The following is a 24,185-nucleotide window of genomic DNA, read 5'->3' as shown; positions in this document are numbered from 1 at the left end:
GATGTTTCTTTCTGGGTGAGTCCTACTTGAGGGTGCCGGTGAAGGCGGCGGCACGTGCCGCGATGTCTGCCCAGTCACCTGCAGCAACTGCTGCGGGCGGGACCACGCTGGTACCGCAGCACACTGCGGCAGCACCGGCGTCGAGGTAGCTCTTGGCGTTGGAGGCGTCGATGCCTCCCGAAGGCAGCAAGCGGATGCCCGGGTACGGGCCCTGCAGGTCCTTCAGGTACGCCGGGCCGAGCTGCCGGGCGGGGAAAATCTTGACGGCGGCGGACCCCAGGTCCAGGGCTTGCGCCACCTCGGTGGGGGTCATGGCTCCGAGGCTGAACGGGATCCCGGCGGCGACCGCGACGGCGGCAACTTCCGGACGGAGGCCCGGCGTCACCAGGAACTGTGCACCGGCGTCGATGGCTGCGCGGGCTTGGTCCGCCGTCATCACGGTGCCGATTCCGACGGCGGCACCGTGGTCCGCGGCCGTCTCCGCCGCACGCTGTACATGCTTGAGCACATCCGGGGTGGTGAACGTGAGTTCGACGCTTCGGATGCCGCCGTCGGCCAGTGCCCGGCAGAGATCCGCGGCGTCGGTGATGGACGGCGCGCGAACCACGGCCAGGGTGCGGTCGGCTTCGAGCTGCTGGAGGAACTGTTCAGGGGTCATTGTTGTCCTTCTCGGGTAAGGCCGTCACTGTGTCGGCGCAAGGCACGGCCGGCGCGTGCCCCGGTGGGGTTGCCGCCGTCGATCGCTGCGGTGCCGTTGACGAAGACGAACTGGATGCCGCTGGCGGCTTGGCGGGGATTCTCGAAAGTGGCTTCATCGCGAATGGTTTCGGGATCAAAGAGCACGACGTCGGCCGCGTAGCCTTCGCGGACCAGTCCCCTCTTGTGGAGCTTGAGTCGTGCGGCGGCGCGGCCGCTGAGGTGGTGGACCATTTCCTCGAGGCTGAGCAGTCCGAGGTCGCGGGAATAGTGGCCGAGGTAGCGCGGGAAGGTGCCCCAGGCGCGGGGGTGTGGCTTGGCGCCGACCAGAAGCCCATCGCTGCCGCCGGTGTGGGTGCGGTGCTTCATGATGGCCTGCACGTTTTCCTCGTGGCCAACATGCTGCAGTATTCCGGTGCCAAGGCGGTCCTCCGTGAGGATCTGCGCGAAGACATCGAAGGGTTCATGCTTGGTCTCCGCAGCGATGTCCCTGACGGTCTTGCCAACGTAGCCTGCGAGCGCCGGGTTCTGGACGCCGCTGATTTCCAGGGTGTCCCATTCGGCAACCACACCGTGACAGCCGTCGGAGCCGTAGATCTCCACGGCTTCCCGGATGCGTGCACGGGTTTCCGGGTCTGCCAGCCGGGCCAGCGTGGCCTCGGTTCCGCCCGACGACGCCCAACTGGGCAGGATGGCGGAGAGCGTGGTGGCTCCCGGGAGGTAAGGGTAGGTGTCCAGGGTGATGTCCACGCCCTGGTCCAAGGCGTGGTCGATCAGGTCCAGGAGTTCCCCGGCGCGACCCTTGTTTTCGGCGAAGTTCATGGTGGCGTGGGACAGGTGCAGTGCGCAGCCCGTCTCGCGGCTGAGCCCAATCATCTCAGCGTAGGCTGCGAGCGCGCCCTTGCCGTAGGAGCGGTGATGCGGCGCGTAGAAGCCCTCCATTTCGCCCACGATCCGGCAGAGGCCGGCAAGCTCCTCAGTCTGCGCGTACATTCCCGGCGTGTAGGTCAGGCCCGCGGACATGCCCACGGCACCTTCCTCCATCGCTGTGCGGATGACATCCTGCATCTGCTGCTGTTGCCCGGGCGTGGGGTCCCCTTCGGCGAAGCCCATCACCATGGCCCGGACGGTTCCTTGGGGAACGAGGTAGGCGGCGTTGGTGGCGATGCGGCCACCCTCTTGCTCCGCGTCCAAGCGGTCGAGGTACTCCCCTACGGTCCGCCAGTTCCAGTCAAAGTGGGCCGGATTGTCGTTCCAGCCGGCGATCTTCTCCCGGACACCGGCCAAGGTGGCGTCATCCACCGGGGCGTAGGACAGACCGTCCTGGCCCAGCAATTCCGTGGTCACGCCTTGGCTGAGCTTGGCGTAGTGGTCCCTGTTCAACAGCAATTGCAGGTCCGAGTGCGCGTGCATGTCGATGAAACCGGGACTCAGGACCAAGCCCGTGGCATCGATGACGCGGTCCGCGCCGGTTCCCGCTGTGGTCAGGGAACCGGCGTCGAGCGTTCCGGCCTCGACGACGGCGGCAATCACCGGGCCGTCCAACAGGACGTCCGCACGGTGGCGGTCGGTTCCGGTTCCGTCCACCAGGGTGGCGTTTTTGATGAGGGTCTTCATGGCAGGGGTCCTAGAAGAAGGTATGGATGAGGTCGACGACGGTCTGGTTACCTGCATTGTCAGCGGATGCACTATCCGCGAGGACCGGGATGACGGTCCATTTGTCGAACGCGGTGCACGGGTGGGACAGCCCCAGCCGGACCACGTCGCCGGGACGGACGGTGGTGGTGTCGGCGTCGAAGGTCATGAAGCTGTGCTGGTCATTGACCGAGGTGATGTGGGCGCCCACCAAAGGCTGCATGGCGCCGCCCAACTCCGGGCCGATGAATTGCGGTTCGGGCAGCCCTTCATCGAACGGGAGGTCGCGCTTGCCCGCGTCGAGGATGGCCAGGCCTGGTTCGGTTTGCGAAACGACGCGTGCCCAGCCGTACATCCCGGCGGTGAATGGCTGGTCTCCTTCGCGGGAGAACGGCGAGATTCCGCGATAGAAATCGTCGTCGTGGATGATGTAGGCGCCGCTGCGGATCATGAGGTCCACCTTGGGGCCGTCCTCCGGGTCTGCCCTGATGTACGGCGATAGAACCGTCACAACGTCGTCAAAGTAGGCGCTTCCCCCGGCTGTGAGGATCACGGAATCCGTGCCGTACAGGCCTTCGGCGAGAAGCTGCTCGTGAAGCAGCCCCATCTGGGCGAGGTAGCCCCGAACGGCGGCCAGTCCGGCGTCGTCCGCTGTGTGCGCGAGCGAGCCTTCGTAACCGCTGACGCCCACCAAGCGCAGGTTCGGCGAGGCGGAGATTGCGCGGGCAACCTCCAAGGCAGCATCCACGCCACGCGCGCCGGTCCGGCCACCGTGGGCGCCGAGCTCCACCAGGACGTCCAGCACTGCATCGCTTCCGGTGAGGGTCTGGTCGATGACGTCCACGGTTCCCAGGGAGTCGATCCAGGACAGGATGGTGGTGCCGGACGGAGCGTCGGCCACCCACTGGATCGCGTGTGGATCCGTGAGACTGTTGGCGAGCTGCAGGTTCCGGACGCCGAACTCGCGGGCCACGCGGAGCTGCGCGAAGTTGGCCAGCGTAATGCCCCATGCGCCTCGGTTGAGCTGCTCGGCCCAGAGCTGGGGGGACATGGTGGTCTTGCCGTGTGGGGCGAGGAGGACACCGTGGTCTGCGCACCACCCTGCCAGGCGGTCGGCGTTGGCTGCGAGCGCGTTGGCATCGAGGGTGAGCAGCGGCGTCTGGAGCTCGGCCAACGTGTGCTTGGCGGCGAGGAAGTCCGCGTGGGTGGTCCCGTTTGCGGAGGCGGGCGCCGCTTTGTGGCGCCAGTCGAGACGGCGTTCAGCCAGACCCGCCACGGCAGATGCCGAGATGGCTTCGGAAGTGTTCACGCGTTTGGTTCCCTTCGCGGTGCTGCGTTGTTGAAGCTGCGTTGTGGGGTTGTTGGGTGAGTTTTGCTTGCGTTGCGTATTTTGCAACGCTGGTTGCAAACCTGCTGGTGATATGTCTAACATGGTGGCGGATCGAGAGTCAAGGCCGCTGAGAAGCGCACGAACTAGTGGGAGAACGATGCTTTCAGCTGTATGCGTGGGCGAAACCATGGCCATGCTTACCCCTGTCCACGCCGTCCCCCTGCACCTGGCAACAGAGCTCCACTTCGGGATCGGCGGCGCTGAATCCAACGTCGCCATGGGCCTTGCAGCCATGGGCTTGGACACGCACTGGGTCAGCCGGGTTGGCCACGACGGATTCGGCACCCGCATCCTCCACGAGCTTCAGGATCACGGCGTGGGCACCTCCGGCGTCGAGGTGGACCACTCCCTGCCCACCGGCCTCTACGTGAAGGTCCCGGCCCAGGATTCAGAGCCCGACGGCGGCAGCTCGGTTTTGTACTACCGGCAAGGATCCGCAGCGTCAGCCATGGGACGCGACACACTATCCAATCCCGCCGTCTCCTCGTTGCTGGAAAACGCTGCACTGATCCACCTGAGTGGGATCACCGCAGCCCTCTCCCCCGAGTGCCTTCAGCTGCTGGAAGCCATCCTGACTGAGCCAAGAAACGGCCGGACCATCAGCTTCGACGTCAACTGGCGCGAAGCTCTCTGGGCAGACCAGGACCGATCCGTCCTACAGCACCTGGCGAACCTGGCCGACGTCGTGCTTGTTGGAAAAGACGAAGCCGAACACGCCTTCGGCACCACCGACGAAGCCGAACTCCGCCGCATGATGCCCGACCCCAAGGTTCTGGTCATCAAGAACGAGGCCATCAGCGCCATCTCTTTGGACCGGACCGGCACCCGGGAAGAGGTGCCCGCACTGTCCGTCGCCGTCGTCGAGCCCGTTGGGGCGGGTGACTCATTCGCTGCCGGGTACCTCAGCGGCATGCTGTTCGGACTCGGCCAAAAAGAGAGCCTCCGCCGCGGGCATGTGGCCGCGGCGTGCACGCTAACGGTCCACGGCGACCGGGGCCCCTTGCCCGACGCCGCCGAGCTCGCAGCCATCCTCGATTCTTCGGATCACGTTTGGGCTGCTATCCATGTTGAAGACGGACAATTCAACACCAGAACCGGAGCGTGACACCGTGAGCCAAAGCCTCATGCGGGCCATCGACCTTCTCGGCGAACTCGCCGCCAAACCAGCAACCCTGGACGAGCTGGCGTCCAAGGCCGCCGTCCACAAAACCACCGTGATGCGGCTGCTGCACGCCATGGAAGAAAAACGATTCGTGGTCCGCGACGAAGACCAACGCTTCATGCTCGGTTCCAAGCTCTTTGAACTGTCCTCACTGGCCCTGGAACAGCGGGACATCCGCAAAGTGGCGCACCCGCATCTGGCCGAACTCAACGGCCGCACCGGGCACACCGTGCACCTCGCAGCCTTTGAAGGGAATGAGGTGGTGTACATCGACAAATTCGAGTCTCACCACCCCGTCCGCATGTACTCGCGCATCGGCCTGACTGCATCGCTGCACTCGGCTGCTGTGTCAAAAGTCCTCCTCGCCGACATGCCGCGCAGCCGGCAGGAAAAGATCGCCGCGGGGTTGGACTACGTGAAAGTTACCGAGAACACCCTGACCTCGCCCTCTGCCCTGTTAGCGGAGCTGGAGCAGGTCAAGGAACAGGGCTGGGCCCACGACAACGCCGAGCACGAAGCCTTCGTGCACTGCATCGCGGCCCCCATCCGCGACGCCAGCGGCGCCGTTGTAGCCGCAGCCTCTTGTTCGGTACCGGTAGTGATGCTCAGCTATGAAGGCTTGCTTGAGCTGCTGCCCGACCTCAAAGCCAGCACCGAGGCTGTCTCCAACGACCTCGGCTGGATCAGCCACGAAAGGAACTCAGCATGAGTGAAAAGACCGTAGTACTGACCGAAAACGCCCCCGCCCCGGCGCACGTATTCTCGCAGGGCATCAAGAAGGGTGGCATGTTCCAGGTTTCCGGCCAGGGCCCCATGGATCCCGCCACCAACCAGTACATCGGCGAGGGCGACGTCCGCGTCCAGACCCGTCGCACCCTGGAGAACGTCAAGGCCATCCTCGAAGCCGGCGGATCGTCCGTTGAAGACGTCCTCATGTTCCGCGTCTACCTCACCACCCGCGATGACTTTGCCGCCATGAACGAGGTCTACGGCGAGTTCATCCGCGAGAACGTGCCCAGCGGACTGCTGCCGAGCCGCACCACCGTATTCGTGGACCTCCCGCACGAGGTCATGCTGGTGGAGATCGACGCCCTGGCCGTCACTGCCTAACGCTCTCTCACATCCCTAGGGCTTCCACAGGACGCTCTCTCACATCCGCGTTTAAGGCACGACGGCGGCACTCATCTTGAGTGTCGCCGTCGAGCCTTCAGTGGTGGCTGGGACGCGTACCGTCACCACCCACTTTGATTCTTCAAGCTGGGCAACACGCCGCGAATGGCGGCGTGTCGCCCGGCCTCCAAGCCCAAAAAGGGTCAGGAAGGCACGCGCCTACTTCTGAAACCGAAGCTTCCACGGGGTGAGCGCGGACTCCAACTGTTCGCGGAGATTCATCTTGGAAGCGCCCTCGACGCGTTCTTCAAAGTGGATGGGTACTTCAGCGATCTTTAGGCCTTGCCGGGCCGCCCGGTAGTTCATCTCAACCTGAAATGAGTAGCCGTCACTGCGAACAGACGCGACATCAATCTGCGTCAGCGCAGAGGCCGTCCACGCCTTGAAACCCGCTGTTGCATCTCTAACCTTCAAACCCAGGATGGCGCCTACATAGAAATTGGCCCAAGCTGAGAGTGCCTTGCGATGCCACGGCCATTCCGCGGCCGTGGACCCACCGGCGACATAGCGCGAGCCGATCACCAGCGCAGCACCGGAATTACGAATCCGGTCAAGCATTGTAGGAATTGCCGACGTGGGGTGGGATAGATCTGCATCCATTTGGATGACAACGTCGGAGTCTTCCGTCAGAGCACGGGTCATTCCGGCAACATAGGCACGCCCCAGCCCATCCTTTACTTTCCTATGCAGGACGGACACCGTTCCCGTGGATTCCGCTGCCAGTTGGTCAGCCACCGCTCCTGTGCCGTCGGGGGAGTTGTCATCCACTACGAGGACATTGAGGTTCACGATCCCAAGTGAATCAAGCTGGGCAACGAGGACGGGCAAGTTTTCCCGCTCATTGTAGGTGGGCACAACAACAGTGATTTTCGGATATTCAGCAGTCAAAACGTAGGTCCCCAATTCGGTTTTCGGATCTGGCCCGGCCATGCTGCCGAAGCTCGCACGACGGGCCAAGCCAGTCTATTGATTCAGCTCCGACAACCTAAACGGCCACACGACCTCCTCAGCCGAACAGCCAGGCCGCCCCCAGCAGCAGCGGTACCGCCAGGATGCTGGTGAACACGGCCGTTGACTGGGCAATTCCCTGGCCAACCCCGTAACGGACCGCATAAAGGACCACATTCTGGCCGGTGGGGAGGATGGCACAGGCAGTCACCACGAAAGTGCTGAACGGATCCAGATGGAAGACGAAGGCGGCCAACGCCCACGCGAGAGCGGGTTGGACTGCCGACTTGAGAACCACAGCCACCGTTGTAGGGGCCCGATCACTGATACCCGGGCGGACCGACAATCCATGCAGGGACATGCCGAAGATGATCAGCATCAGCGGAACAGCCAATTGGGCAACCAGCGCCAAGGGATCCAGAACCATGCCGGGCACTTCAATTCCCAGCGCGCTGACCAGCACGCCCAGGATCGCCGCAACAGTCACGGGGTTGCGGAACGGGATGGAGAGCGTGCGCCACACCGACACTTGTTTACCCGCGGGATCGGTGAGGTCCAGGATCGTCAGCGCAATGGGCGTCACGATGGCCAGCTGGAACAGCATGATCGGGGTGACGTAGGTGGCACTTCCCAGGATGTATAGCGACAGGGGAACACCCAAATTGGTGGAGTTCACAATGCCCACGGACAGCGCGCCAATAGTTGTTCGCCGGACACCCCACCGAGCAATGGTGCCAGCCACCGTAAACACGAGCATGACAGCCGCTGCTGTCACCACGGAGATCAGGCCTGTGGCACTCAGGACCTCGTTGATGTGCTTGGATGCAATGGCCGAGAACATCAAGCAAGGCAGACCCACCATAAAGGTCAGCGTGGAAAGGACTTTGCTTCCCTCAGGACCCAATACCTTTGTTCTGCCCAGGATGTAGCCGATGAGCAGCACAACACCGACCACGAAGAAACCCTTGAGGACACCGTCCAACCGTCTTCCTCAATCCACTCTTCGGGAGGCCCACTGACAGCGCAGGCTCTGGAAACAGATTTCAGACTATCCGGCAAAGAGGGTCAGGAAGGCACACGCCTACTGACCACCGACGCCGGGACAGCCGGGACGCGCTGCCGCTTGGCGTACACCCGGGCACGTTGGCTGGACAGGGCCAGGAGCACCAGGATGTCGGTGGCCAAACCGGAGAGGCCCGCTTCGAGGGTGATATTCGCGCTGCCAGTGGCGTAGTCGATTGCCTGAACCACGATGGAGATGGAACTCAGTCCCATGGCAATCACGCGGGCGCCGTTGCTGCCCAGAAAAATGCGCCAGGCAAGGAAAACTTCACCCAGCCCGAACACCAGGACCACGGACGCTATCAAGGCGATTGCCGCCGTCGTGCTTTCCGGGTCGGACGTGTCGGCGTCCAAGGCGAGTCCGGATATTTCACCGCCCGAGGTAAACAGCGTGATGGCGAGGGCCAAGGCGGCGATTGCCCTGGCCACCACCAAGGCGGCGCCCATCATGATGGGAGCGGGCCGGCGGTCGCGGCTGTCTGTCCGGCCGGGCGGCTGATCCGAGGGGACTTGGACGCGGCGCGCGTCGACGATCGGCAGGTCGCCGTCGGTGGAAATGGAGTCACCGCCGCCGTTGCGCGTGTGATATCCGGTGGAGAAGTCCTCGATGACCTGGACCGCGACTGCTGGCTCAGCGTCCGAAACGGTGGAAACGATGTGGTCCCGTTCCACGTCGGTATTCTGCTCGATTTTGTGCGTGATCTGAAGGGTGAAGAGGGAGAAACCGACGCTGCGATCGTAGGTGCCTGCCGCGAGCCAATCCACTTTATGGCCGCCCGGGAGAAGCCAGCCCTCGGGGCAACGCCAGAAGCGGACGTGGTGACGTTTTCCGGGGGTGTTGTTGACCTCTTGCTGGTAGGCGAAATCCTGCTGCCGATCGAAAAGGTACAGCGGGCTTACCGGCGCCTCCGTGTAACTTTGCCGGAAGATGGTGGAGCTGATGATGCGCCTGCTGCTGGCGAAAGTGACGTCGTCGGCCATGGTCCATCCGGCGGCCCTCATGATCGCGTGGATCTTGGGTTCGGTCCCCAGCAACGCTACATTGACGGGGTCACCCAGCAGACCGTCGCTGGTCCGGGCGCGGCCAATGAAGTATCCCGGAACGTAAATGGTGGTGAGGATCCGGTGCAGCCTGGGCAGCAGCAGGTATGCGAGGAATGCCCAGAACACTATCGAGAACCACAGTTGCCCCCACCCCAGGTGGAAGCTCTCGCCTACCAGCAGGAAGGCCAGCCACACCGCAGCTGCTCCGCCGAGGATGAAGAATCCGTGGTCGAGCCGGCTGTCTGTGACGTCTTTGTTCGGCACCTTAAACCCCCTTGTGGCTCCCTAAGCTTCGGGCTTCCGCTGTACTTGGTACATGGTTTTGCCGGCTTAGGTCAGCAGCTTTGGCAGGTGGAGCTGCCTGTTGCTGATAAACCATTGTAAGGACTCGTGGACCGCCTGCTCGGGTTCATATCCGGGCGCGTACCCGATGAGGGAGGTGGCCTTGTGGATGCTCATGCAGTGGTTGCGGGAGAGGTGCGCCCAGCTGGAATCGGCAAATTCCGGGGTGGTGGTCCGGCGGAATTCCTCCCAGGTCACGGTTTCCATGTGCGGCTCCTGACCGAACCAGGACGACGCAATGCTCACGTAACCCCGAACCGTCAGGGCAGTGGGCGCAACAATGCTGAAGTCCTCCCCGGCTGCAGCGTCTCGGTGAAGGATGGCTTTCTCGAAGGCCTGCGCAACGTCGTCGGCGTGCACATGGTGCATCAGTTCAGTCCCGCTCCCGGGAACCTGCAGCGGCTGCCCGGAGGCAATCGTGTGCCACACGTCTGGATCCAGGTTGCCCAGTGGCCCGATCGGCAACCACCCGGGCCCCACGATGTGTCCGGGGTGGATGGATGTTGTGGCCAGGCCTCCGGCAGCAGTCTCTTCCTCGAGCATGCGGGCGATGTCGCGTTTCCGGATCCCGTACTGGTCCAGTGGTTCAGCGGCGGAATCCGTTCCTTCGGCAATGGGCAACTTCAAGCTGACCCCGTGCCGCCATATGGAGCCGCAGTGCAGCAGATGCTCCGTCTGGTTTCGGAGACTTTCCACCAGCGCAGTGGCTGACTCGAGCGTGAAGCAAATGAGGTCAACCACGACGTCGGCACCCAGTCCCGCTATCCGGTCACCAAAGACGCCCTCGCGTTCCTCGTGGTCGCGGTCCCCGGTGACCTGGCGGACCTGCTGCCATTCAGGGACGTCAGCGTACGGCGGGCTGCTTCCGCGGCTGACGTTAATGACCTCGTGTCCGGCGCGCACAAGCCGGGGAACGAGGAAGGACCCAATGTGGCCACTGCCGCCGATGACAACGATCTTCATGAGTGCTCCGATCTTCACGAGTCACGGTACTGAATGTTCGGTACTTACCGGCAGGCCCCGGCGCCCAACGTCAACCCCGCACATAATAACGAGACTTACTTGTTCCCGGGTTAGACAAACGGCAGGCTCCCCCGACTAGCATGAATAGTCCGGGTAAGCCCGGACTACGTGACCTCTTGAACGACCCCCTCGGACGGTCGGCGTTGACGCGGCGACCACGTAAAGGAGAAAACTGTGCGGGAGCCTGCAGTCAACGAGAGCGTGTCAGAAATCAGCGAATCTCCAGAAGAAAATCCGGAGTTGACGCCACAGGAAACGCCCGATGAAATCGCAAGCGAACCGGCGGAAATCACGTTTGATGAACAGTTCTATCCGGCCCGGCCCAAGGCGCTGCGGCCGATCGCCCGGAGGCGGCAGTTCTTTGCCGCCCGGCCCTCCCTGGAATTCGATGGCCTGAACTCCACCTATGTGGACTGGCTCAGGAACCAGTCCATGCTCGGTGATGCCAACACCATGGCCCGGCAACTGTCCGGGCAGGCCAGCATGTGGCAGAACTCGTACGCCAGGCCCAACCCGCGTGCAGCAGTTGAGCGTGCACCCGTCTGGTTCACGGCCTACCCACTGTCCTTCATCACCAAGGACGGACAGTCCTTCCTCTCAGCGCTGGGCGATCCCTCACTCTGGGACGCGTTCAGCCAGATCGGCATCAGGGGGCTGCACACCGGTCCGGTGAAGCTGGCCGGCGGCATCCGCGGATGGTCGCAGACGCCCAGCGTGGACGGGCACTTTGACCGGATCAGCATGGCGATCGATCCTGCCTTCGGTACCGAGGAAGAGTTCCGTCAGATGTGCGAGGTAGCCAATGAACACGGCGGCACTGTCATTGACGACATCGTCCCGGGGCACACCGGCAAGGGAGCGGACTTCCGCCTCGCCGAAATGAACTTCCGGGACTACCCCGGCATTTATCACATGGTGGACATCCCCGAGGAGGACTGGCACTTGCTGCCGGACGTCCCCGAGGGCGAAGACTCGGTGAACATCAGCCCCGCGGCTGAGGAGGCGCTGCAAAAGGCCGGCTACATCATCGGGCGCCTGCAGCGGGTCATCTTCTACGAGCCTGGCGTCAAGGAAACCAACTGGAGCGCCACCAAGCCCATCATCGACACCACGGGTAAGAAACGCCGCTGGGTCTATCTCCACTACTTCAAGGCCGGTCAGCCTTCCATCAACTGGCTGGATCCCACCTTCGCGGGCATGCGCCTGGTGGTTGGCGACGCCCTGCACTCGTTGCTTGACCTCGGAACCGGAGCGCTCCGGCTCGATGCCAACGGGTTCCTTGGCGTGGAGAAGAGCGCCGAGGAAGAACCGGGCTGGTCCGAGGGCCACCCGTTGTCCGAGGCCGCCAACCAGTTGATTGGCTCCATGATCCGCAAGGTGGGCGGGTTCTCCTTCCAGGAGCTCAACCTCACCATTGACGACATCAAGACCCAGTCCGAGTCCGGCCCTGACCTGTCCTACGACTTCATCACCAGGCCCGCTTATCACTACGCCCTGGTCATAGGCGATACCGAGTTCCTGCGCCTTACGTTGCGGCTTTCCATGGAGATCGGCGTGGACCAGGCCTCGTTGGTTCATGCCCTCCAGAACCACGATGAGCTGACCTATGAACTGCTCCACTTCGCTGCGGGCCACAGGGACGACGTCTTTGAACTTGCCGGCGAGGAGCTCACCGGCGCAGAAGTGGCCGAGAAGGTCCAGAACACCATGCGGGAACGGCTCACGGGTGAGAACGGGCCCTACAACGCAGTGTTCACCACCAACGGGATCGCCTGCACCACTGTCAGCTTCATCATGGCCGCCCTGGGCATCAAGGATCAGGACGATATCACCAAGGAGCAGGAAGCGCAGGTGCTGGACGCCCACGTGCTGTTGTCCATGTACAACGCGTTGCAGCCGGGGGTTTTCGCGCTTTCCGGCTGGGACCTTACGGGCATCACGGCCATTGACCGCGAGACGGTCCGCGAGCTCACCTCACAGGGCGATACCCGTTGGATCAACCGTGGCGCGCACGATCTCATGGGGACCAGCCCCGATGCCAAAACCTCCCTGGCGGGCATGCCCCGCGCCCGGAGCCTCTACGGTCCGCTGCCCGATCAGCTGAAGGACCCGAATTCCTATGCCCGGCGCCTCCAGCAAATCCTCACGGTGCGGGAAGAAGCGGGGATCGCCACCAGCACGCTGCTGGACGTGCCCGACGTTTCCCACCGCGGTCTGCTGGTGCTGGTCAATCAGCTTGCAGATGGAGCGCTGCAGGTCACGGTCCTGAACTTCTCTGATCAGGACATCGCCGGCAGCATCCAGTCCTCACACCTTGTTCCGGGCGCTACCGTCCATGATTTGTTCTCCGGTGAGGAAGAAGTGGCCCAGGTGGATGATCTGTGCAGCTTCTTCCTCGAGTTGCCCGCCTTCCAGGGCACGGCCCTCCTGCTGAAGGACCCGGTAGTGGAGGACGAGGCTACGGAATAGGAAGTTCGACGTCGGCACTTATGGTGAGTGCCGACGTCGAAGTTTGGCGTTAAGCGCCGAGGGGTCGGTCAGAGATCAGGGGAGCGGCCCCCAGCTTTGAACCAGGAAAGCCACGCCGGTTACGGCGCACGGCGACGGCTCGAGTTCTGGGGAAAGTCCTCCTCCGAACGCGAATTCGTCTCCAATATTCAGTGTTTTGCCGTCGGGAAAAACGACACCGGTCTCGGTGACATTTGTCCCTGCGGGGAATATGAGTCCGTTCGAACTGCCTTCGGCGGAGGCGTTGACAAAACACCCGCTGCTGTTGAGGCCAAGCTTGCCCATATCGGCGGCATCCATATGGAAGTCTGCTTCCGGGTCATCGGCGACAGCAGCCTTGTTGCCGTTGCCCCCGGTGACTATGTGGTTATCGAATGTTGGCATCCGTCCGGTAATTTCCGGCAAAGGTGGCTGCTGGGACGAGCCCGTTTCGGGCGCAATACCAGGCTGAGTGGCAACCGGCGCAGTCTCTGGGACCACGTCCGCCGGCAAAGACGTGGTCACAATGACCCCGGCAACAACTGCTGCGGCCGCCACCAACCCAAATCCTGCTGCCAACCGCATACGGCGCCGGGAACGCTGTTGATGTGAATCTTCAAGGGAACCACCCACGGCAAGCTGCTCGGCGTCAGTGTCCATCACAGCCAGGGTCTTCTCACGGCTCCGGGCCAGTTCATCTTCCGTGATCACCAAGGCCGGATCAACAGCCGTCAGGCGATCCATGCCGGGCGTTTCTTTTCTCTTCATCGCTGCACATCCTCTGTGGCTTGATCCGTCCGGAGGAGGTTGCTGAGTTGCTTTCTTGCTCTGTGCAACCGCATCCTGACGGCCGTGGCGGTGATATTGAGCAGACCGGACACCTCTGCGGAGCTGAATCCGTCCCAGTACGTCAGGAGAAGGACCTCGCGTTCCTCCGGCTTGAGCTGGTCCAGCGCCTCCCGCACCGTGCCGCCGTCGGAGCCCAGCTCGCGCGTTCTTTGATGTTCCAGTTGTTGTGCGAGATTCATGGAGCGAATGGCCGAACGGTGATAGTTACGGAGGACATTCCGGGCGATACCGAACACCACCAACTCAGACAATTCCTGGCCCTGACAGGATTTCTCCCACACGATGCGGAAGACGTCGGCGGTGAGGTCCTCGGCTGCGGGCGTCCCCTCCGTTCGACGCCGGAAGTAGCGGTACACCTTGTCGTGGCACGCCGCATGCGTTGCCAGAAAATGCTTCTGCCCGGCCGACTCCACGCGATCCCCCTGCTCCGTTCGCACCCTCATAATCAGTTAATGTCCGGCAGTCAGGAAAATGTCACCAAATTCCAGAAAAGACACGGAAAGTTCGACGTCGGCACTCACGGTGAGTGCCGACGTCGAACTTTTGGCGTCAATCGCTGAGGTTAGTCGCCTACGGCGTCGCGGCCGCGGCGGAGGATGAGCGGATCGGCGTCGTAGACCACCGAGTGGTCCTTGTCCTCGTAGTCGAACTGGTTGAGGAAGTGGCGCATGGCGTTGATGCGGGCGCGCTTCTTGTCGTTGGACTTGATGGTGATCCACGGGGCGTGATCCGAGTCCGTGTGCAGGAACGTCCGCTCCTTGGCGTCCGTGTAGTCGTCCCAACGATCCAGCGATGCCAGGTCCATGGGCGAGAGTTTCCAGCGGCGGACGGGGTCGATCTGTCGGATGGCGAAACGGGTTCGCTGCTCCTGCCGGGTCACGGAGAACCAGAACTTGGTGACGTGGATGCCTGCGTCCACCAGCATCTTTTCGAACACCGGGGCCTGGCCCATGAAGGTGTCGTATTCATCGTCAGTGCAGAACCCCATAACGCGTTCAACGTTGGCGCGGTTGTACCAGGAGCGGTCGAACATCACGATCTCACCTGCGGTGGGAAGGTGCTGGATGTAACGCTGGAAGTACCATTGGCCCTGCTCGCGATCCGAGGGTTTGGCCAGTGCCACCGTCCGGGCAGACCGGGGATCCAAGTGCTCGTTGAAGCGTTTGATGGTGCCACCCTTACCGGCGGCGTCTCGTCCCTCGAAAACAATCACATGCTTGAGTCCCAGGTCCTGACCCCAGTACTGGAATTTCAAGAGCTCGATCTGCAGGCGGTACTTCTCAATCTCGTACTCATCGCGGGTCATCCGCTGCTCGTAGGGGTAATCCTCGTTCCACGTCTCCACTGCTGATCCGCCGGGATCGATCAGGTCCGGGTCCTCCCCTTGCCCTCCGCTGATGGTGTAGCCCAACTCCACCAAATGGTCAATGGTTTCGCGCAGGTTGTCCCTGACCCACCAATCGTCCAGTGATGCGCCTGTTGGGCTTGATGGGCTTGCCTCCGTCATGCGGTGCTCCTGGTCTGTGAGTGTGCGCGGCCTGCGGGTGTCCGCCGTCTACGGGTAGTGCGCGGCAGCCTAACAGTGCTGGGTGACGGGAACGTGAACGAGTACCCGACGGCTAGCCGTGGTTGCGGCGGGCCTCCACCTGCCTGAAGAGCAGCCAGCTCAACCAGACGCCCAGAAGTATTGCGGCGCCGGGCAGCAGGTCCAGGGGCGCGAGTTCACGCCCGGCGGGGAGTATTCCGAACCCGAGTCCAACAGCACCGGCCACCACAACCAGGCTGATGGCGTCAGAAGCCACCTCAATTGACCGGTACCGCACCAGTTTGACCACCAACTCTCCGGCCATGATCACAACAATCGCCACACCCATTCCCAGTGGATAAGCGCTGAAGCCCGGCACCAGGTCCTGCGATGCGGTCCACACCATGAAGGTCAGCAGGCCCGCGAAAAGTGCAAGCGACGTGATGAGCGAGGCAGCGATGGTCATCACCGTCATCCGCCGGTCCTTGTCATGGCGCTTCCGGGGGATGTAGTCCCATGCGCCACGGGTGAGCTTGGAGCTGATCCATCCCGCAATCACCACCAGCACCAGGGGGACCAGGACGGGCGTGACGTAGTTGTTGCTGACGGCCCAAAAGAAGGCCAGAAGTGCCGTGTAGACCTGCGGGGTGGCAACAATTCCCAGCCACCAGCCCGTCAGGAATTCCTTACGGGCTCCGGGGAGGTCCAGGGGATGGACAAGGAACTGGGTTTCCGGGTCCGGTAATTGGACCTTTTCTTCGATGGGATTCATGACGCCCTCCACGGGACCTGCTCGATGTATGGCGGGCGGAGACCCGCTCTGGCGATTTCGTAGACCTTCTGGCGCGCCACACCGAGCTCGCTGGCTACGGTTACGGCGCTGTATTCATCCAGGAGTTCGGCGACTGCTGCTGACCTGACTCCGGAGGCCCTTGAGTTCAGATGCGCTGCGAAAATGCTGACTTCCGCTGCAAGGAGAGCGACGGCGAGCGGGCCACCGAACGGTTCCGCCCAACCCGGCTCGCCCCCGGCGGCAGCGGAATAGAGGGCGTCCCCACCATCGGCGATGACGGCGCTGACCTGCTCCGGGGTGATGCCGCGTTCGGTAAATCTAGCGGCTGCGACATCCCGCGAGCCATCATCCGCAGCCCGGTGTGTAAGGACCTGCTGCCACTGTGGATCGGCGACGACGGGTTTGTCACCCCGGGGTTGACTGCTCATGCATCCCATAGTGCGCCGGGATGTGCCGCAGTGTCAACCCTAGGGTGACAAGACTAGTTTGTAGGGGCTGTCCCGACGGCGGCGGCCTTGATGTCCGCCGCGCGCAGCTCAATCCAGTAACGGCGGAAAAGGTCCCCATCCTCGTCCGTGCGCACGTCCTCAAGCAGCCCACCACAACGCTCTATGGTCTTAGCCGATGCCGCATTGTGGTCATCACACGTCAGCAGAACGCGATCCAATTCCCCCTGCTCGGCCACCTGGCTGCACAGTTCCCGCAGCGCCCAGGAAGCCGCCCCCCTCCCGCGATCCGAAGGCCGAATTCCGTAGCCGATGTGCCCGCCGGAGTTCAGGAGGGCCGGAGTCAGATGGTGCCGGAAGGCGATGGCACCCACATACCGTGGGCCCTCGGTAATCCAGCGAAAAGTGCACGGAACAATACCGTCCTTCTCGGGCGCGGTTTCAGCGTCCAGCAGCTTGCCTACCCAAGCGGCGAAACCCTCGGGGCTGGTGACGTCCTCCGCCAGGAAGACGGCGGCACCGTCCTGGTGGGCGCCGTCCCACTCACGGTGGGACTCGAGGAACGACTGATGATAGGAGGTATGGGGAGCGACGAGGGTAAACATGGACCGACCCTACCCGAGAGCGCCTTCAAGCCCGTTCTTGGCCGAAGGCCCTGAGTGCTACCTTGTCCGCATGGACACCACAGCCGCTGGACGGAGCACTGCTGAAACCCCTAAGCCCGGCAACACAGCAGCAGGTTTGGTCCTTGTAGGGATCAGCGCCTCGCTGTGGTGGCCGGCGTTTACGCTCGGAGCATGGGGAACGCTGTTCTTCGATCAGCTTCTGGGGGTGTGGGCTGTCTCAACAGCGTGCCTGGTTATTGTCCTCATCCAAGCGCGCCCCTACCGCGGCCGGCTCTGGAAGGCCGCGGCCTTATCAGTTCCCTCACTATGGCTGGTCCTCAGTTTCTTCTCACCATCGGACACTGAAAGCGGTATTGAACTCATCGCGGACCTCATCGGCATCTTGGTCGCCATCCTGGGCTTACCCTTTGCCGTATGGGTGATCACGCAGTTGCTGTGGCCCGGCTTCGGAGAAGACCTTTCCGGCCCACGACGCGCCGTATTGGTGATCGCAGCCCTGGCCATCCTCGCCGTCGCCTACACCTTGGGCGTCCTTCAGGAACACTTCCTGACCTGTGGGGACTTCTCCATCAGCGGTAACTCCAACCCGCCCGGCTGCACCCCTGACCCCTAACGCCCTGGCTCCCGGGCTCCCTGTCCGCGGTTCTACACCACCGGCGAATTCATCACTGCCACGGTGATGAGCAGGGCAATCCCGAACATCGGCAGGCAAAGAATGATGTTGGTCAGGCGGTTGTCCCTCATCACGGCCACGAACTCCCGGAGGAAGGCGCTGGGGACGAAGTACCTGGCGGTGGGAGCACCCACCACCTCGGCGTTGATCTTCTGCCGACGCGACAAGAGGGCCGCGCGGAGCACGTGGTAGTTGTTGGTGCACACCAGCAGCGGTCCCTGGATTCCCTTGTCAGCGAGCAGTGCTACGGAGTACGCAAGGTTTTCGCGGGTGGTGGTGGCCTGGTTCTCCTCCAACACGTCCGCGGCAACCGCTCCCTTGGCCACCAAGTACTCCTTCATGGCGGTGGACTCGGGCCGGGGCTCATCCGGGCCTTTACCCCCGGAAGGCACCAAAACCGGCTTGGCCGGGCTGCCGCCGTCGTAAATTTCCAAGGCTTTGTTCAAGCGTGCGGCCAGCAACGGCGGGACTTTGCCGTTGATCAGCCCGGAACCGAGAACGATGACGGCCGCGGGATTCGCACTGAAACGCATGCGGGAATACAACAAGGCGTACCCAAGGAACACCACGAACGCGCACCCCAGATAGGCGCATAGGAAGAAGGCCAACGCTGCGAGACCAGTAAGGACCGGCTGCCCGCTCAGCACAAAAAGGAACGCGACCACCGGCGCGAGGAACACTGCGAGCCCTACCGCGACCGGCAGGAAGCTGGTGATTCCCGGGCCTTCACGGCGGACCATAGTGACGCCGTTGGCGATCAGGAAGCCCGCAAACACAAAGATGCTCACCACGGGCACCACCAAAACCAACAGGTTCAGCCATTCGAACCATGGATTGAGGTCAATGAGGAAGTCCAACAGGGCCTGCAGCAGAAACCACGCCGCCACAAGCAACAGAACCCCGTTGCGGAGCCGGCGCCGGTCCGACTGGAACGAGGCAAGGAACAGCCCCGCGAAGAGAAGACCAAGGACCAGGTTCAGCATGATCCAAGCCTATGCGCTGGGCGAAGGGTAACGGCGGCCGGGCGTTTGATGCCATCGAAACCGACGACGACGGCGGCCTCACTTCGAGTTGTCGGGCCCGCCACCGGCAAGCCGTCCATGGCGCCGCAACTTCCTGACCCCCGGGCCTCGACCCGCCCGTGGTAGATTCGATAGGCGAAAAAACGCAAACTAGGGGTTGATCATGAGCCACGCAAGGACATCCCGGCCGCGGTATCTCAATGCTGTTGCCACCTCGCTGCTGCTGGTCACTGTAACCGGCGGGCTGTCAGCGTGCGGCGAAGAGAAGAAGCCCACGCCCCCTTACCCGGCAATTGAATGGCAAGGAACCGCGCCCAGCGAGGCCATAGAGGCCGATCCTTGGGTCATTGCTGCCCGCAAGTCGCTCGAGGCCCAGGCTGTCGCGCAAAACATTACGGATTTCACGTTGCCCGAATTGGTGGAGACCACCAGCCTGGACCTCCGCGTTCGTCTTTCCAGGCACCCGCTGAACGATGTCGCGCAGAAACGACGCCCTGACATCCGCCCGGGGCCCGATCCTTTTCTCCCCCTGGAGATCAAACCTGGCCGGGACGCCGGCACTGCCGAGCTGCGGGGCTGTGTGGTGCGTTGGGCATCTGAAACGGGTGAGGTGCCGAATGACTTGAATGCTTCCGGTGTGATGTTCCGGATGGAGCACATCGCCGGTGGGAAGCTGCGCATCAGCAGCGTGGTGACACTTCCCGATCTGGACTGCAGTACCGCCAAGCCGCCTACTGCTTTGTTCGTGCCCGCCCCCGAGCCGTCCAGTGTCACCGACGCCCAGAGCATTGTTCGGGCAAAGCCAACCGAAATCGACCCTGAGTACGTCAAGCCTGCCTAGCAGCTTTCGTTAGCGCCGCTGCCGGGCTGACTGTTCCTGCGCGGTGTTTCGGGCAAAGTCGTTGAGGGCCGCAGCTACAGCCTCCGGATGGCTCAGCGTCACATAATGGCCCCCTGGGATTTCCACGGGTTCGCTTCCAAGGCGCTGCTGAACCTGTCGCCTCATGAAGGAAGCCGGGAAGAACTGGTCATCACGGCACAGAATCGCCAAGGTGGGCACCTCAGGATGCTGGCCAGGCCAGGGGGCGGACATCCATGCGCCTTGCTGGTCCCGCTCCCTGCGAGCGGCTTCCTTGGCCAACTCTTCCGGCACCAGGTTGAAAAACGCTTCCTCAGGGATGGTTTCGCGGTCGTGCCCCGTGGTGGTCCACCAGTCGCCGAAGGTCTCGCCCGGCATCGGAATCATTGCCGAGAGGTACACCAGACCGTCGGAGTGGAGTTCGTTGCAGACCAAAGGCGCCGTGAAGCCGCCCAGTGAGTGCCCCACTACGATGGTGTGCTGGGCATCGCCAACTGCTTCCGTCGCTGCACGGGTATAGTCGTCAAGCCCGGCAGCTTTGTCTTCGATGGGCAGGTCGACGGCCACCACCTCATGCCCTGATGCCTCAAGCAGTGGGCTGACCAGGTGCCAGTCCCACGCTGTTGAACCACCACCGTGAATCAGTACGAAAACCGCCATCTTTCCCGCCTTACCATATTTGTCTAAGACTTGTGTGCTGTCACCAGCGCATCCGGCGCACTGGGAACGATCCCCGCGGCGGTTTCCACCGGGAGCCCATTCCTGATCCAATACTCAATTCCGCCGATCATCTCCTTCACGGAGTAACCGAGTTCCGCGAAGGCGAGCGCAGCGAACGTGCTGCCGTTACACCCTGGACCCCAGGAATAGACCACCACGTGGGAACCGGCAGGGACGAGATCCCGTCCGAGGGCAGGTATTTGAGCCGTCGGAAGATGTACGGCTCCTGGAATATGTCCGTGATCCCACGAGGATTGACGGCGCGTGTCCACCACGACCAACGAGCCGGGCTCGGACTCAGCTACCTCCATGACGTCGATCTCGCACTGCAGCTTGGCGCGAAAGAAGTCCGATGCGCTCATGCTCATACGAGCTCCAAAGAATCGTGGGCAGATTTGCCTTCTGTAGTCACTCAGTTCCTCACGAGCTGTTCGGCGTCCTATTCCCCGTTTCCAACCATCAGCCCCCGGCCTCAGCTGCCACGGCGCATCAAGCCGTGCCAAGTGTGAGCCGTTGAATCGGGTCAGGAACTCATCGTAGTCCCGGCCCTCGGGGCTGGACCAGAACACTCCGGAAATGGCGCTGAGGCGCGGGAGCGCGGCGAACTGAGCGCCCCGGCTCCGGCGTTGGTAGACTAAGCCATCACTTTCACCGGCCGACGCACCGGCCGCTTCTTGGGGGATTTCGTGGACTCTCGCTCTTCCTTACTTTCGCCTGCCCGCGTTCGGCGATACGCCGCCGTCGTCCTCGCCGCTGTGATGACAGCGCTGCTTCTGGTGGTACCAGGCAAGCCAGCTGCGGCAGCCGATCCGCTGGTGTTTACTTTCCAGCGCACAACACCGTTTACGGCACAAGCAGGGCAGCCCGCATTGTTCGACTTCACGGCTTCGAAGCCGGTGAGCCGCGTGGAGGTCACTGCCTCAGACGCCCACGGCGAGTTCCGCCTTTACTCCGGAGTGTGGACATCTTCGACACCGACAACCTCAGGGACTGTCGCACTGGAAATACCAGCGGAAAAATGGCCGGAAGGTAAGGCGACTATCCAAAACGTTCGTGTCGAGGTCGCCGGAATGCAGTACCCCATCTCCTTCCTGCGCGAGGGAGCGGTCTTCTCCTACGGCACAACGGGCGGAGGAGCGAATTCCATAGGGCCACTCTCGGCTTTCGATTTCGCTGTCTCCAATCCCGCGCTCCCTCGGAGGGCCCCCGCTCTGACAATGCTTTCCGGTCCCTCGAGCCCCGTTGTGCCCGGACAGAATGCCGCCGTGCAATTCGCTCTAGGCCTGCCCGCCCAAAAAGTGCAGTTGCGCTACATCAACGATTCCGGCCAGTCCGGACCATCCGATGTCACGCTCACCTGGAGTGGTCCGGCGTCGACGTCTCCCGCCAGCGGAACGGCCACAGGACCTGTCACGGCAGCGACGTTCGACGGCGGATACACACTGACTCAAGCCCGGGTTACCTATCTCGGCGGTTCCTTCGTCACCTACTATCGCGATGGCCGACATGACGGATCCGGGTCCGAAAAGCCATTCCCGGAGACGTGGTCAGCCCTGGAAGAGGGTGATTTCCAGGTAATTAATCCCCACAAAGTGCTCATGCCGATTTCCTTCCCGTCCGGCGTCAAGATTGCCACCGACTACGCTCTGGGAACCTACCCGACGGCCGACGTGGGCGTCACCGAACCTTCGGACGCAAAACTGGAGTACGAATGGTTCAAGGACGGCCAACCTGTGGAGGAGTTCTACGACGGCATTTCACTCCTCGGTGGACCCATTGGAGGCTCCGTTCTCACCCTAAGGGTGACCGCCCGGGCCGCTGACCGCCTCCCCACAACGGTGACGTCCCCGCCGATCGGCCCCATGCCGAGGCAACTCAGCACCGCCCTCATGTTTATGAAGGGGAAAGCATCTCTGGGCGGGCAGGTGTATCCGGAATGGTCGATGCCACCAACGGTGTATCCCGAGGGCGGCACACCCACATACAGCTATGTGTGGAAACGAGACGGGGCTGTGATTCCGGGCGCAAGGAACGCCATCTACACCGTAACTAAAGCCGATTTAGGACATATTCTCACGGTGGACGTGACGGTCATGTACGAGCCACTCACTCAAACCACCGTCACCACGGAGGTCCCCGTACCACTTGCCCCACGGGGCGAGGGCTTCAACGGCGACAGAACCGCGGACCTCTTCGCCCGGACGGCTTCCGGAGATCTGCTCCTCTATCCCGGTAACGGCAAGGGCGGCTGGCTGCCCGCCCAAACCATCGGCCGCGGCTGGGGCATCTTTGACACTCTCCTGGCTCCTGGCGATTTCGACGGCGACGGCGCCACCGATGTCATTGGGCGTGACCGATCCGGCAAGCTATTCCTCTACTCCGGCAATGGCACCGGAGGCTGGAAGGGCAGCCGGCAAATCGGCCAAGGGTGGCAGGGATTCAAGGAGATCGTGACCCCCGGCGACTTCAACCGCGATGGCGCAAACGACCTCCTCGCAAAGGATCAGGCCGACCGCTTGATTTTGTACCCCGGCGACGGCGCGGGTGGCTGGAGGACGCCCGTCACAGTGGGCTGGGGATGGGGTGGCTTCTCCAGACTGATAACCCCCGGGTGGTGGATGGGCTATCACGAGACCAACATCCTGGCCCAGACTACGTCCGGCGAGCTCAAGGTCTATTACGGGCTTAGAGAGGGATTTGCGGACATGCCCGTCAGTACCGTTGGTACAGGTTGGAATTCGGCAATCACAGCAGGCGGCCCTGGCGATTTCAACGGCGATGGAAGCCCGGATGTTTTCGGCATCGACGCCAACGGCACTATGACCATGTACTGGGGCAATGGCACGGGCATCAACGGCTGCGGCCTCGGTTGCGGTGCCTGGAAGGGCTCTTCGGCTGTCGGCTGGGGCTGGGGCGCTCTTACGGCGGTCTTCTAGATACACATCAAAGTAGATACACATCGAAGCACTGGGCGGTCAGCATGACGCCCAGTGCTTTTTGATTTCAAGATACCCCCTGGGGGTACTTGACTCCATACCCCCTATGGGTATAGCTTCGAACCATGAGCACGCCAGACCTGAGCATGAGCCATCCGGACGCCCCCATCATCGAGGTTGACCTGGAGCACGCGGCGCCACATGGGTACACCAGCAACAAGGACGCGTACCTCAAGCGCTTGAAACGGATCGAGGGGCAGGTCCGCGGCATTGCCCGCATGGTGGAGGATGACAAATATTGCATCGACATCCTCACCCAAATAGCCGCCGCCACCAAGGCCCTCCATGCCGTCAGCCTGGGACTCGTAGAGGAGCACATCGGCCACTGCGTCGTGGGTGCTGCCTCCGAGCCCAACCCGGAAGCCCGCGCCGAACAGATCGACGCCAAAGTTAAGGAGGCCACCGATGCCATCGGGCGCCTGCTGCGGTAATTCCGCCAACAACCACCACACCATTCAACTCACCACCAAGGAGTCCGCCATGAGCCAGACCATCCAGACCAACGTCCATGTTTCAGGTATGACCTGCGGCCACTGCGTCTCCAGCGTGAGCGAAGAACTTGAGTCACTCAACGGCGTCGAAAACGTTGCAGTAGACCTCAATCCCGGCGGCCTGTCCACCGTGACCATCACATCAACCAAGCAGCTATCGCCGTCGGAAATCGGTGAGGCCGTGGCAGAAGCCGGCTACCTGGTGGTAGCCAACGAAGCTTAGGAG

Annotated in this window: 25 protein-coding genes; 9 read left to right on the top strand and 16 right to left on the bottom strand. The window is 62.5% G+C overall.

Annotated elements, in window-relative coordinates; genetic code table 11:
• Window positions 1-22: 22 nt before the first annotated feature.
• The 3 genes from ACIQH5_RS06390 to ACIQH5_RS06380 are packed head-to-tail and all read right to left on the bottom strand — an operon-like array spanning window position 23 to window position 3,640.
• Window positions 23-658, bottom strand: a complete 636-nt coding sequence (locus tag ACIQH5_RS06390; RefSeq protein ID WP_090821906.1) for a bifunctional 4-hydroxy-2-oxoglutarate aldolase/2-dehydro-3-deoxy-phosphogluconate aldolase — start codon at window positions 656-658, stop codon at window positions 23-25.
• Window positions 655-2,313: an amidohydrolase family protein gene (locus ACIQH5_RS06385; protein WP_400401301.1), complete on the bottom strand. Its 1,659-nt coding sequence runs from the start codon at window positions 2,311-2,313 to the stop codon at window positions 655-657. Before ACIQH5_RS06385 ends, ACIQH5_RS06390 begins: the two co-directional genes overlap by 4 nt.
• Before the next feature lie 10 nt (window positions 2,314-2,323).
• On the bottom strand, window positions 2,324-3,640 hold the full coding sequence (locus tag ACIQH5_RS06380) for an alanine racemase (protein WP_400401299.1): 1,317 nt from the start codon (window positions 3,638-3,640) through the stop codon (window positions 2,324-2,326).
• A 178-nt stretch (window positions 3,641-3,818) separates the two neighbouring features.
• Here ACIQH5_RS06380 and ACIQH5_RS06375 point away from each other — a divergent pair, with 178 nt between their 5' ends.
• Genes ACIQH5_RS06375 through ACIQH5_RS06365 form a run of 3 tightly spaced genes read left to right on the top strand, consistent with a single transcriptional unit; the run spans window position 3,819 to window position 5,993 of the window.
• The gene (locus ACIQH5_RS06375) at window positions 3,819-4,826 is read left to right on the top strand and encodes a sugar kinase (RefSeq protein WP_400401297.1); all 1,008 of its coding nucleotides are present in this window, start codon (window positions 3,819-3,821) and stop codon (window positions 4,824-4,826) included.
• The gene (locus ACIQH5_RS06370; protein ID WP_400401295.1) at window positions 4,786-5,592 is read left to right on the top strand and encodes an IclR family transcriptional regulator; all 807 of its coding nucleotides are present in this window, start codon (window positions 4,786-4,788) and stop codon (window positions 5,590-5,592) included. Before ACIQH5_RS06375 ends, ACIQH5_RS06370 begins: the two co-directional genes overlap by 41 nt.
• Complete coding sequence (locus tag ACIQH5_RS06365) at window positions 5,589-5,993, top strand: RidA family protein (protein ID WP_024818727.1); 405 nt, start codon at window positions 5,589-5,591, stop codon at window positions 5,991-5,993. Before ACIQH5_RS06370 ends, ACIQH5_RS06365 begins: the two co-directional genes overlap by 4 nt.
• Window positions 5,994-6,212: 219 nt before the next feature.
• On the opposite strand, the gene ACIQH5_RS06360 is transcribed toward ACIQH5_RS06365, so the two are convergent.
• The 4 genes from ACIQH5_RS06360 to ACIQH5_RS06345 form a co-directional block, all read right to left on the bottom strand.
• A complete protein-coding gene (locus ACIQH5_RS06360; RefSeq protein ID WP_400401293.1) occupies window positions 6,213-6,941 on the bottom strand; it encodes a polyprenol monophosphomannose synthase in 729 nt (242 codons plus the stop codon).
• A 118-nt stretch (window positions 6,942-7,059) separates the two neighbouring features.
• Window positions 7,060-7,983, bottom strand: a complete 924-nt coding sequence (locus tag ACIQH5_RS06355; RefSeq protein WP_400401291.1) for an AEC family transporter — start codon at window positions 7,981-7,983, stop codon at window positions 7,060-7,062.
• A gap of 83 nt (window positions 7,984-8,066) precedes the next feature.
• Window positions 8,067-9,371 carry an LssY C-terminal domain-containing protein gene (locus tag ACIQH5_RS06350; protein WP_400401289.1) on the bottom strand — a complete coding sequence of 435 codons (1,305 nt, stop codon included), beginning with the start codon at window positions 9,369-9,371 and terminating at the stop codon, window positions 8,067-8,069.
• Window positions 9,372-9,437: 66 nt separating this feature from the next.
• Window positions 9,438-10,412 (bottom strand): NAD-dependent epimerase/dehydratase family protein, encoded by a 975-nt coding sequence (locus ACIQH5_RS06345; protein ID WP_400401860.1) that lies wholly within the window; start codon window positions 10,410-10,412, stop codon window positions 9,438-9,440.
• A gap of 234 nt (window positions 10,413-10,646) precedes the next feature.
• Here ACIQH5_RS06345 and treS point away from each other — a divergent pair, with 234 nt between their 5' ends.
• A complete protein-coding gene (gene treS, locus ACIQH5_RS06340) occupies window positions 10,647-12,941 on the top strand; it encodes a maltose alpha-D-glucosyltransferase (protein ID WP_400401287.1) in 2,295 nt (764 codons plus the stop codon).
• A gap of 75 nt (window positions 12,942-13,016) precedes the next feature.
• On the opposite strand, the gene ACIQH5_RS06335 is transcribed toward treS, so the two are convergent.
• The 6 genes from ACIQH5_RS06335 to ACIQH5_RS06310 form a co-directional block, all read right to left on the bottom strand.
• The gene (locus tag ACIQH5_RS06335) at window positions 13,017-13,727 is read right to left on the bottom strand and encodes a hypothetical protein (protein ID WP_400401286.1); all 711 of its coding nucleotides are present in this window, start codon (window positions 13,725-13,727) and stop codon (window positions 13,017-13,019) included.
• Window positions 13,724-14,251: an RNA polymerase sigma factor gene (locus ACIQH5_RS06330; RefSeq protein WP_400401284.1), complete on the bottom strand. Its 528-nt coding sequence runs from the start codon at window positions 14,249-14,251 to the stop codon at window positions 13,724-13,726. Before ACIQH5_RS06330 ends, ACIQH5_RS06335 begins: the two co-directional genes overlap by 4 nt.
• A gap of 119 nt (window positions 14,252-14,370) precedes the next feature.
• Window positions 14,371-15,315, bottom strand: a complete 945-nt coding sequence (ppk2, locus tag ACIQH5_RS06325) for a polyphosphate kinase 2 (RefSeq protein WP_400401282.1) — start codon at window positions 15,313-15,315, stop codon at window positions 14,371-14,373.
• Window positions 15,316-15,427: 112 nt separating this feature from the next.
• Window positions 15,428-16,105 carry a hypothetical protein gene (locus tag ACIQH5_RS06320; protein WP_400401280.1) on the bottom strand — a complete coding sequence of 226 codons (678 nt, stop codon included), beginning with the start codon at window positions 16,103-16,105 and terminating at the stop codon, window positions 15,428-15,430.
• The gene (locus tag ACIQH5_RS06315; protein WP_400401278.1) at window positions 16,102-16,554 is read right to left on the bottom strand and encodes a hypothetical protein; all 453 of its coding nucleotides are present in this window, start codon (window positions 16,552-16,554) and stop codon (window positions 16,102-16,104) included. Before ACIQH5_RS06315 ends, ACIQH5_RS06320 begins: the two co-directional genes overlap by 4 nt.
• Before the next feature lie 53 nt (window positions 16,555-16,607).
• Window positions 16,608-17,177, bottom strand: a complete 570-nt coding sequence (locus ACIQH5_RS06310; protein ID WP_400401276.1) for a GNAT family N-acetyltransferase — start codon at window positions 17,175-17,177, stop codon at window positions 16,608-16,610.
• Between the two features lie 70 nt (window positions 17,178-17,247).
• Between ACIQH5_RS06310 and ACIQH5_RS06305 the strand changes: the two genes are divergently transcribed.
• The gene (locus tag ACIQH5_RS06305; RefSeq protein ID WP_400401274.1) at window positions 17,248-17,811 is read left to right on the top strand and encodes a hypothetical protein; all 564 of its coding nucleotides are present in this window, start codon (window positions 17,248-17,250) and stop codon (window positions 17,809-17,811) included.
• Between the two features lie 32 nt (window positions 17,812-17,843).
• Here the strand turns inward: ACIQH5_RS06305 and ACIQH5_RS06300 are convergent, their stop codons facing one another.
• Window positions 17,844-18,854, bottom strand: coding sequence for a YdcF family protein (locus tag ACIQH5_RS06300; RefSeq protein ID WP_400401272.1), 1,011 nt, complete (start codon window positions 18,852-18,854; stop codon window positions 17,844-17,846).
• A gap of 202 nt (window positions 18,855-19,056) precedes the next feature.
• Between ACIQH5_RS06300 and ACIQH5_RS06295 the strand changes: the two genes are divergently transcribed.
• Window positions 19,057-19,734 (top strand): hypothetical protein, encoded by a 678-nt coding sequence (locus ACIQH5_RS06295; RefSeq protein WP_400401270.1) that lies wholly within the window; start codon window positions 19,057-19,059, stop codon window positions 19,732-19,734.
• A gap of 9 nt (window positions 19,735-19,743) precedes the next feature.
• Here ACIQH5_RS06295 and ACIQH5_RS06290 read toward each other — a convergent pair whose 3' ends face one another.
• Window positions 19,744-20,412 carry an alpha/beta fold hydrolase gene (locus ACIQH5_RS06290; RefSeq protein ID WP_400401268.1) on the bottom strand — a complete coding sequence of 223 codons (669 nt, stop codon included), beginning with the start codon at window positions 20,410-20,412 and terminating at the stop codon, window positions 19,744-19,746.
• A 23-nt stretch (window positions 20,413-20,435) separates the two neighbouring features.
• Window positions 20,436-20,840, bottom strand: a complete 405-nt coding sequence (locus tag ACIQH5_RS06285; RefSeq protein WP_400401266.1) for a rhodanese-like domain-containing protein — start codon at window positions 20,838-20,840, stop codon at window positions 20,436-20,438.
• 318 nt (window positions 20,841-21,158) lie between these two features.
• On the opposite strand from ACIQH5_RS06285, the gene ACIQH5_RS06280 reads away from it, so the two are divergent.
• The 3 genes from ACIQH5_RS06280 (at window position 21,159) to ACIQH5_RS06270 (ending at window position 24,182) form a co-directional block, all read left to right on the top strand.
• Window positions 21,159-23,408 (top strand): FG-GAP repeat domain-containing protein, encoded by a 2,250-nt coding sequence (locus tag ACIQH5_RS06280; RefSeq protein ID WP_400401264.1) that lies wholly within the window; start codon window positions 21,159-21,161, stop codon window positions 23,406-23,408.
• 125 nt (window positions 23,409-23,533) lie between these two features.
• Complete coding sequence (locus tag ACIQH5_RS06275; protein ID WP_105691299.1) at window positions 23,534-23,899, top strand: metal-sensitive transcriptional regulator; 366 nt, start codon at window positions 23,534-23,536, stop codon at window positions 23,897-23,899.
• Between the two features lie 49 nt (window positions 23,900-23,948).
• Window positions 23,949-24,182: a heavy-metal-associated domain-containing protein gene (locus tag ACIQH5_RS06270; protein WP_258141763.1), complete on the top strand. Its 234-nt coding sequence runs from the start codon at window positions 23,949-23,951 to the stop codon at window positions 24,180-24,182.
• Window positions 24,183-24,185: the final 3 nt, after the last annotated feature.

Source organism: Paenarthrobacter sp. NPDC091711, from assembly GCF_044756605.1.
In the GTDB taxonomy this organism is placed as follows: domain Bacteria; phylum Actinomycetota; class Actinomycetes; order Actinomycetales; family Micrococcaceae; genus Arthrobacter.
The sequence above is the reverse complement of the archived record's forward strand: the minus strand, read 5'-3'. Positions and strand labels throughout refer to the sequence as shown.

What these genes read in the sequence shown, in the direction of transcription:
- ACIQH5_RS06390 (WP_090821906.1), bottom strand. Translation starts at nt 658, where the DNA reads ATGACCCCTGAACAGTTCCTCCAGCAGCTCGAAGCCGACCGCACCCTG.
- ACIQH5_RS06385 (WP_400401301.1), bottom strand. Translation starts at nt 2,313, where the DNA reads ATGAAGACCCTCATCAAAAACGCCACCCTGGTGGACGGAACCGGAACC.
- ACIQH5_RS06375 (WP_400401297.1), top strand. Translation starts at nt 3,819, where the DNA reads ATGCTTTCAGCTGTATGCGTGGGCGAAACCATGGCCATGCTTACCCCT.
- ACIQH5_RS06370 (WP_400401295.1), top strand. Translation starts at nt 4,786, where the DNA reads ATGTTGAAGACGGACAATTCAACACCAGAACCGGAGCGTGACACCGTG.
- ACIQH5_RS06365 (WP_024818727.1), top strand. Translation starts at nt 5,589, where the DNA reads ATGAGTGAAAAGACCGTAGTACTGACCGAAAACGCCCCCGCCCCGGCG.
- ACIQH5_RS06345 (WP_400401860.1), bottom strand. Translation starts at nt 10,412, where the DNA reads ATGAAGATCGTTGTCATCGGCGGCAGTGGCCACATTGGGTCCTTCCTC.
- ACIQH5_RS06335 (WP_400401286.1), bottom strand. Translation starts at nt 13,727, where the DNA reads ATGAAGAGAAAAGAAACGCCCGGCATGGATCGCCTGACGGCTGTTGAT.
- ACIQH5_RS06330 (WP_400401284.1), bottom strand. Translation starts at nt 14,251, where the DNA reads ATGAGGGTGCGAACGGAGCAGGGGGATCGCGTGGAGTCGGCCGGGCAG.
- ppk2 (WP_400401282.1), bottom strand. Translation starts at nt 15,315, where the DNA reads ATGACGGAGGCAAGCCCATCAAGCCCAACAGGCGCATCACTGGACGAT.
- ACIQH5_RS06320 (WP_400401280.1), bottom strand. Translation starts at nt 16,105, where the DNA reads ATGAATCCCATCGAAGAAAAGGTCCAATTACCGGACCCGGAAACCCAG.
- ACIQH5_RS06315 (WP_400401278.1), bottom strand. Translation starts at nt 16,554, where the DNA reads ATGAGCAGTCAACCCCGGGGTGACAAACCCGTCGTCGCCGATCCACAG.
- ACIQH5_RS06310 (WP_400401276.1), bottom strand. Translation starts at nt 17,177, where the DNA reads ATGTTTACCCTCGTCGCTCCCCATACCTCCTATCATCAGTCGTTCCTC.
- ACIQH5_RS06305 (WP_400401274.1), top strand. Translation starts at nt 17,248, where the DNA reads ATGGACACCACAGCCGCTGGACGGAGCACTGCTGAAACCCCTAAGCCC.
- ACIQH5_RS06300 (WP_400401272.1), bottom strand. Translation starts at nt 18,854, where the DNA reads ATGCTGAACCTGGTCCTTGGTCTTCTCTTCGCGGGGCTGTTCCTTGCC.
- ACIQH5_RS06295 (WP_400401270.1), top strand. Translation starts at nt 19,057, where the DNA reads ATGAGCCACGCAAGGACATCCCGGCCGCGGTATCTCAATGCTGTTGCC.
- ACIQH5_RS06290 (WP_400401268.1), bottom strand. Translation starts at nt 20,412, where the DNA reads ATGGCGGTTTTCGTACTGATTCACGGTGGTGGTTCAACAGCGTGGGAC.
- ACIQH5_RS06285 (WP_400401266.1), bottom strand. Translation starts at nt 20,840, where the DNA reads ATGAGCATGAGCGCATCGGACTTCTTTCGCGCCAAGCTGCAGTGCGAG.
- ACIQH5_RS06275 (WP_105691299.1), top strand. Translation starts at nt 23,534, where the DNA reads ATGAGCACGCCAGACCTGAGCATGAGCCATCCGGACGCCCCCATCATC.
- ACIQH5_RS06270 (WP_258141763.1), top strand. Translation starts at nt 23,949, where the DNA reads ATGAGCCAGACCATCCAGACCAACGTCCATGTTTCAGGTATGACCTGC.